Origin of the sequence: Mesorhizobium sp. M7A.F.Ca.CA.004.04.2.1 (genome assembly GCF_004022825.1) — a bacterium.
Lineage (GTDB): Bacteria > Pseudomonadota > Alphaproteobacteria > Rhizobiales > Rhizobiaceae > Mesorhizobium.
The window spans coordinates 1-407 of sequence record NZ_RZPH01001831.1; the positions used below are offsets into that span (position 1 = coordinate 1).

Consider the following 407-nt stretch of genomic DNA (forward strand, 5'->3'; position numbering starts at 1 on the left):
ATGCATCATCGGTGCCGACCTCTGCCGCGGCAGCCGCCTCATTGGCGGCGGTGACCTCTGCCTCCTGGGCAGTGATTTCGGCCTCCAGATCCGTTATCCTCCCAGGCAAGGCCGCCTGATCTTCGGGCGTCATGGCCGCAATCTGCTCGGGCGTCAGCGACGTCAGCGCGGTCAACTGAGAATTCAGCGCATCCAGCTTCTCCTGGGCCGCTTCAGCGGCGGCCTGAGCAACCTTGGCTTTGGCGGACTGCGTCACGAAGGCCTGGATGGCAGCGAACTTCTTGCTCTTCGAGTTCATATAGGCGTTGATGTTGCGCTGAAGCGAGTTCAGCCGACCGAGCTTGGCGTGGATGTTCTTCTCCTTGGGAACCGACGAGACCTTTGTGGTCTTGTCGACCGTGGTGTCG

Annotated in this window: 1 pseudogene; it reads right to left on the bottom strand. The window is 61.4% G+C overall.

The window, feature by feature from the left end:
• Positions 1-407: pseudogene (locus tag EN893_RS37810) on the bottom strand (hypothetical protein); the annotation flags it as partial.